7 protein-coding genes are annotated in these 6,570 nt (G+C 75.3%); 6 read left to right on the forward strand and 1 reads right to left on the reverse strand.

Features of this window, described 5'->3' with window-relative positions; all coding sequences use genetic code 11:
- Positions 1-600, reverse strand: a complete 600-nt coding sequence (locus ACFV3E_RS20270; protein ID WP_500535860.1) for a TetR/AcrR family transcriptional regulator — start codon at positions 598-600, stop codon at positions 1-3.
- Between the two features lie 72 nt (positions 601-672).
- Here ACFV3E_RS20270 and ACFV3E_RS20275 point away from each other — a divergent pair, with 72 nt between their 5' ends.
- The 6 genes from ACFV3E_RS20275 to ACFV3E_RS20300 all read left to right on the forward strand — a co-directional run.
- Complete coding sequence (locus ACFV3E_RS20275) at positions 673-2,265, forward strand: FAD-binding oxidoreductase (protein WP_500535861.1); 1,593 nt, start codon at positions 673-675, stop codon at positions 2,263-2,265.
- Positions 2,266-2,310: 45 nt separating this feature from the next.
- Positions 2,311-3,192, forward strand: coding sequence for a diacylglycerol kinase family protein (locus ACFV3E_RS20280; RefSeq protein ID WP_500371955.1), 882 nt, complete (start codon positions 2,311-2,313; stop codon positions 3,190-3,192).
- A gap of 25 nt (positions 3,193-3,217) precedes the next feature.
- Complete coding sequence (locus tag ACFV3E_RS20285; RefSeq protein WP_500535862.1) at positions 3,218-3,880, forward strand: class I SAM-dependent methyltransferase; 663 nt, start codon at positions 3,218-3,220, stop codon at positions 3,878-3,880.
- A gap of 34 nt (positions 3,881-3,914) precedes the next feature.
- The gene (locus ACFV3E_RS20290) at positions 3,915-4,688 is read left to right on the forward strand and encodes a MerR family transcriptional regulator (protein ID WP_500535863.1); all 774 of its coding nucleotides are present in this window, start codon (positions 3,915-3,917) and stop codon (positions 4,686-4,688) included.
- Between the two features lie 34 nt (positions 4,689-4,722).
- Positions 4,723-5,481 carry a hypothetical protein gene (locus ACFV3E_RS20295; RefSeq protein WP_500535864.1) on the forward strand — a complete coding sequence of 253 codons (759 nt, stop codon included), beginning with the start codon at positions 4,723-4,725 and terminating at the stop codon, positions 5,479-5,481.
- Between the two features lie 84 nt (positions 5,482-5,565).
- Positions 5,566-6,570, forward strand: a 1,005-nt coding sequence (locus ACFV3E_RS20300) for an RNA polymerase sigma factor (protein WP_500535865.1), incomplete at its 3' end; no start/stop codon positions are given.

The raw sequence follows: 6,570 nt of genomic DNA on the forward strand, positions 1-6,570 counted from the left end.
TCATGGGGCGAGGGTCCTCTCCAGGATGTCCCGCAGCTCCCCGAGGAAGGCCGCGGAGGTCAGGTCGGGATCGTCCTCGTCGGTCATGGTGCGCAACGAGAGCGTGAACGACTGGACGACCAGCAGCACGGAACGGGCCTGCCGGGCGACATGGCCGGCGCGGACCGAGCCGTCGGCGTGGCCCTCCTCCAGAGCGCCGGCGATGCGTTCCAGCAGCGCGTCCTGGCTGGCCCCCCGGCGGTCCAGCACGTAGGGGAGGAGCAGTTCGGGGTCGACGTCGAGGATCTTGACGAACAGCGGGTGGCGGCGGAAGGCACGCACCCCGGCCACCAGCCCCTCGACCATGTACGTCCGGATGCTGGTGCCCTCGTGCCGCTCGGGCATCGCGTCCACCGCGACCGAGACCCATTCGCGGGTCATCAGGTCGCCGACGAGCGTGCGCACGTCGGGCCACCGCCGGTAGAGCGTCATGCGGGAGACGCCGGCCCGGCGGGCCACGTCGGTCAGGGTCGTGCGGCGGACGCCGACGGCCAGGACGCAGTCGCGGACCGCGTCGAGCACCGGATCGCTGTCCGAGGTGTTGTGACGAATAGGCGCCATGTGTCACAGTGTAACGCCCGTGAGGGCCACAGGAGACGGCACCCCCCAGAAACGACCGGTGAGGACGAGCCCGTGGACATGTTGTGGAGCGGCTGGGGCGACCCGGCCAAGGCGGCCCCGCTGCCCGACACCGTGATCGGCCTGCTGCGCGATCTGCTGGGCGTCAAACCCCGCGGCGCGGAACCCGCCGCTCTGGAGGACATCGCCGTACCCGGGTCCCCCCTCACCGACGAGGCATGGCAGGACCTCGCCGACTGCGTGGGCGACCCGGCCCGCGTGCGCACGGACGCCGAGACCCGGATCCGCCACACGCGCGGCAAGTCCACCCCCGACCTGCTGCGCATCCGCGGCGGCGACGTCGAGGACACCCCGGCTGCCGTCGTGCTGCCCGCCGGCCACGACGAGGTCCTGGCCGTCCTCGCCGTCTGCGCCGAACACGGCCTCGCCGTCGTCCCCTTCGGCGGCGGCACCTCCGTCGTCGGGGGCCTCGCCCCGCAGGGGCGGCGCCCCTTCGTCGCCCTGGACCTGCGCCGCATGAACCGACTGCTGTCGCTGGACCCCGTCTCGCGGACCGCGATCCTGCAGCCGGGGCTGCGCGCCCCCGAGGCCGAGGCGCTCCTGGCCGAACAGGGCTTCACCCTGGGCCACTTCCCCCAGTCCTACGAGTGGGCCACCATCGGCGGATTCGCCGCCGCCCGCTCCAGCGGCCAGGCCTCCGCGGGCTACGGCCGCTTCGACGAGATGGTGCTGGGTCTGACCGTCGCCACCCCGCAGGGCACCCTCGACGCCGGCCGGGCCCCCCGCTCCGCGGCCGGCCCCGACCTGCGCCAGCTGATCCTCGGCTCCGAGGGCGCGCTGGGCGTCATCACCTCCGTGACGGTGCGGATCCGCCCGCTTCCCCAGGTCAAGGTCTACGAGGGCTGGCGCTTCGCCTCCTTCGCCGAGGGCGCCGCGGCCCTGCGCCGGCTCGCCCAGGACGGCCCCCGCCCCACGGTGCTCCGCCTGTCCGACGAGACCGAGACGATGGTCGGCCTCGCCCAGCCCGACGCGATCGGCTCGGACGGGGCCGCGTCCGCGGGCTGCACGGCGATCGCCGGTTACGAGGGCACCGCGGAGGACACCGCCCTGCGCCGGGAGCAGGCCGCGGCCGTACTGCGCGAGTGCGGCGGCGCGTACCTGGGCGAGGAGCCCGGCGAGCGCTGGGCCCACGGCAGATACTCCGCCCCCTACCTGCGGGACTCGCTGCTCGACGCGGGCGCCTTCGCCGAGACCCTGGAGACCGCCACCTTCTGGTCCCGGATCCCCGAGCTGTACGACTCCGTGCGCGAGGCGCTCACCGCGACGCTGGCCGCGGCCGGCACCCCGCCGCTGGTGATGTGCCACATCTCGCACGTCTACGAGAACGGCGCCTCGCTCTACTTCACCGTCGTCTCGGCGCAGGGCGAGGACCCCGTGGCGCACTGGACCCCCGCCAAGGAGGCGGCCAACGAGGCCGTCCTCGCCGCGGGCGGCACCATCACCCACCACCACGGCGTGGGCACCGACCACCGTGACTGGTACGTCCGGGAAGCGGGTCCGCTCGGCATCGAGGCCCTGCGCGCCGTCAAGGACGCGCTCGACCCCGACGGGCTCCTCAACCCCGGCATCCTGCTGCCCACCCGCTGACCCCGCCCGCCGCCCCGCCGATCCGCCGTCCCCGGAGGCACACCCATGCGACAGTTCACGGCCGTCGTCAACCCCACCGCCGGGGGCTCCACCGGGGCGGCAGCCCTCCTCCCGCTGGCGAAGCTGCTGCGGGAGGCGGGCGCGGAGCTGGAGACCGCGTACAGCGACAGCCTCCGGCACGCCCAGGACCTGGCGCGCCGGGCCGGCGAGCGCGGCCGTGTCGTCCTCGCCGTCGGCGGCGACGGCATCGTGGGCGGCATCGGCGGCGCCCTCAGCGGGACCGGCACCGTCCTCGGCCTCGTCCCCGCAGGCCGGGGCAACGACTTCGCGCGCGCCCTCGGCCTGCCCTCCGGGCCCGCCGAACTCGCCCGGATCCTGCTCCGCGACGAGCCGCGCGCCGTCGACACCATCGAGGTCGAGTCGGCCGTCCACGACCGGACCGTCGTCCTCGGCAGCGTCTACGCAGGCGTCGACGCGGTCGCCAACCACCACGCCAACACCGCCCGGCTGCTGCGCGGTCCGGCCTCCTACTACGCCGGCGGGCTGCGCGCGGTGGCCGGCTGGCGCGCCGCCGCCTACCGCGTCACCGTCGACGGCGTCGTCCACGAACGCCGCGGTTACACCGTCGTCGCCGCCAACTCCGGTTACTACGGCTCCGGCCGGGCCATCGCGCCCGGCGCCCGGGTCGACGACGGGCTGCTCGACGTCGTCATGATCCACGACGCGCCGCGCCGGCTCTTCTTCACGCTGATGAACGAGCTCAAGACCGGTGCGCACGTCGAGCGCCCCGAGGTCGAGATCGTGCGCGGCAAGGAGATCCGCATCGAGGCCGACCGCGCGGTCCCGTACGGCGCGGACGGCGAGGTGGAGGCTGCCCTCCCGGTCACCGCGCGGATCCGCCCGGGAGCACTCCGGGTGCTGTGCTGATCCCCGCCGTCGGTAGGCTCGCCCGGTGCCCGAAGACGCCTACCTCGCCGCGGTCCGGGAGTCCTACGACACCGTCGCCGCCGACTACGCCGCACAGGTCAGCACCCCGGACGGACTCGACCCGCTCTCCCGCGCCATGCTGGCCGCCTTCGCCGAGACCGTGCGCACGGCCGGCCGGGGCCCACTGGCGGACCTGGGATGCGGCCCCGGGTACGTGACGGCGCACCTCGCCGGACAGGGGGTGCCCGCGTACGGGGTCGACCTGTCGCCACGCATGGTCGAGCTGGCCCGGCGGGCCCACCCGCACCTGCGCTTCACCGTGGGGTCCATGACCGCGCTCGACATCGGCGACGGCGAACTGGGCGGCGTCCTCGCCTACTACTCCACCCACCACACGCCGCCCGAGCTGCTGCCCGTCGTCTTCGCCGAGTTCCGCCGCGTCCTGGCACCCGGCGGCCACCTGATGCTCGCCGGCTGGGTGGGCGAGGACGAGCACCTGCGCCCGGAGCACGCCTACGGCGGCCACCCGGTCTCGTACGGGCTCCACATGCTGCCGGCCCCGCGGATCGCCGCGCTGCTCGAGGAGGCCGGTCTCACCGTCACGGCACGACTGGTGCAGGAGCCCGGCGCGGGCGCGAAGCGCCCCGTCGCCACGTTCCTCGCGGACAAACCCGCGCGGCGGGCTTGAACCGGCCGTAACGGGAGGTCATAGCGTTGTCGGTGTGATCGGGAACGACGACGACCGGCGTCTGTGGAGCATCGGCGAGGTGGCCCGCGCCACTGGTACGACCATCCGCACGCTGCGCCACTACGACGAGATCGGCCTGCTCGGGGCGAGTGCACGCACCGCCGCCGGACACCGCCGCTACACCGAGCGGGACGTGCGCCGGCTCTACCGGGCGCGGGCCCTGCGCGCGCTCGGGCTGCCGCTGGACGCGATCCAGCGCGTGCTCGCGGACAGCGGGGAGGACCTGGGGTCGATGCGGGACCTGCTGACCGCCCAGCTGTCCGCGCTGGAGGCGCACGCCGGGCGGATCCGGCAGCTGACCGCGCAGCTCCGCGGGCTGCTCGGGCGGATCGAGGGGACGTCGATGCCCGATCCCGAAGAGTTCATGACGACCTTGGAGTTGATGTCCGTGTTCGAGACCCACTTCACCGCCGGGCAGCGGGAGCAACTGGCCGCGCGACGGGCCGAGATCGGCCCGGAGGGCGTCGAGGCCGCGAGGACCGAGTGGGCCGGGCTCGTGGAGGCGCTGCTGTCGCACGTCGAGGCGGGCACCCCCGCCGATGACCCGCAGGTCAGGGCCCTGGTCGGCCGTTGGGACGCCGTGGGGAGCGGCTTCCACGCAGCGGGGGAGGACGGCGGGGCGACCAGGGCCGCCGCGCGGCGGCTCTGGGACGAGCGCGGGGAGGAACTCGCGCGGAACCTGCCGTGGCCCCCGGACCGGATGCGGGCCCTGGTGCGGTACGTGGAGGAGGTCCGCGAGGCCGACTAGGCTGGAACGTCGGCCGGTTGGGGGAGGGAGACCGATGGACGGGATGTCGCGAGGGCCGGACGGCCCGCTCTCACGTGGTCCGGGCGGGGCGGCCGGAGCGCCGCGGGGACGGCTGCACCGGCCCGGTGATCTCAGCGTCTCCCCGGGGCCCGACCGGCACCACTACTGGGCCCTGCTGCCCGAACAGGTCCGCGCGCGCATGACGCACGGGACGGGCACCGTCCTGGAGTGGTGGGCGCACGCGGCGGCAGGCGGCGGGGTCCAGGCCGTGGTGCTCGGCACCGAGGGCCTCGGTGTGGCCGAACCGGCGGACGGCCATGGCTCCTCGGTGCGCACCCTGCGGCTCGACCCGGACTCCTTCGTCACCCGGCCCTTCCGGAGCGGCCCGGCGGCCCCCACGGCACGCGGCGCCGGCCTCGGGGCCGCCGCCTCACTGCTCTCACGGCGGACGGCGCCCCCGCCTTCCCCCGCGGCAGCCGACGCCGAGGGCACCGAACCCGAGCTCACCCGGGAGGCCCGGGACTTCCTCGGCAACCTGCCGCCGGGCGCCCAGCGCTTCCTGCAGCAGCCCTTCCTCGGCGGCGACCGGGACATCACCACCCGGTGGTACTTCTACGAGCAGCCCGTGGCCGGGGGCCTCTCGGAGATGTCCGTCTGGTGCCACCTGGAGGGCCGGCGCACGGTGACCTTCCTCTCCGGAACCCGCCGGCTGCCGCAGGGCGCCGCCTCCGCGCAGGCCACCTGGTCGGTCGTGTGCCGCCGTGCGGCCGTGCTTCCCCCGGCGGGCCCCTGAGGCCTCCCGGGCGGAGGCGTTTCCGGGTGGCCGCGGCGACGCCGTAGCATCCGCTGGAGAGGGACGAACGCCGGAAGGGACGCGATGGACCTGGACGAATCCGTGGCAGCCCGTGCCGAGGACGTGGCGCTCACCCGGGCCGCGCAGGCGGGTGACGTCACGGCGCTCGGTCTGCTCCTGGAGCGTCACCGGGCCGGCATGCGCGCCGTCGCCCTGAGCGTCCTGGGCCCGGGGCCCGACGTGGACGACGTGCTGCAGGACGCCGCGCTGGCGGCGCTGCGCCGCGTGGGCGACGTCCGCGATCCCGCCGCGGTGGGGCCGTGGCTGCGGATGATCGTCCGCAACAACGCCCGCTCCCTGCTGCGCGGCACGGTCCCCACCGGCCCGGTCGACGACCTCGTCCTGCGCGCGGCGGACTCCGGCCCCGAGCGGTGGCTGGAGTCCGCCGCGCTGCGGGACTGGATCTGGGAGGCCATCGAGCAGCTCTCCCCGACGCTGCGACTGCCGCTGGTACTGCGCCACTTCACCACCGGCGTCAGCTCGTACGAGCAGATCGCCTCGGCCTGCGGGCTTCCCGTCGGCACCGTCCGCAGCCGGCTCAGCCAGGCCCGGGCCAAGCTCGCCCAGGCACTCGCCGACACCGCGGACGGGGCCCACGACGACAGCGCCCGGCGCACCAGGGCCAGCAGGACCGAGGCCCACGAGACCCTGGCCGCGGCCGAACGCGGCCACTTCGCCGGCTTCCTGCGGGAACGCTGGTCACCCGACGTCGGCCTGTTCAGCGGGAGGGAGTGGGTGGGGGACAGGGGCCTGCTGATCCGCGGCATGGACTCCGACCTGACCGCCGGGGTCCGCCAGCGCCTCGTGCACGCCGTCGCCGGGCGCTCGCTGACCGTCTGGGAGATGGACATCGTCAACCCGCCGGACAACCCCGGGCACTGCCCGCCCGCCGTCGCCTGGCTGATGACCCACGACGCCATGGGCCGGGTCGACGGCCTCCGCCTCCACCACCCCCGCCCCGGGGCCCATACCCGCGCCGCCGCCCCCGGACCCAGCGAATGGCACCCGCCGGCGTGGGCGGCGCACAGC

This window comes from Streptomyces sp. NPDC059718, from assembly GCF_042733315.1.
Lineage (GTDB): Bacteria > Actinomycetota > Actinomycetes > Streptomycetales > Streptomycetaceae > Actinacidiphila.

Excerpts from the sequence above, each read along its gene's own strand:
- ACFV3E_RS20295 (WP_500535864.1), top strand. The coding sequence starts at position 4,723 with ATGGACGGGATGTCGCGAGGGCCGGACGGCCCGCTCTCACGTGGTCCG.
- ACFV3E_RS20280 (WP_500371955.1), top strand. The coding sequence starts at position 2,311 with ATGCGACAGTTCACGGCCGTCGTCAACCCCACCGCCGGGGGCTCCACC.
- ACFV3E_RS20270 (WP_500535860.1), bottom strand. The coding sequence starts at position 600 with ATGGCGCCTATTCGTCACAACACCTCGGACAGCGATCCGGTGCTCGAC.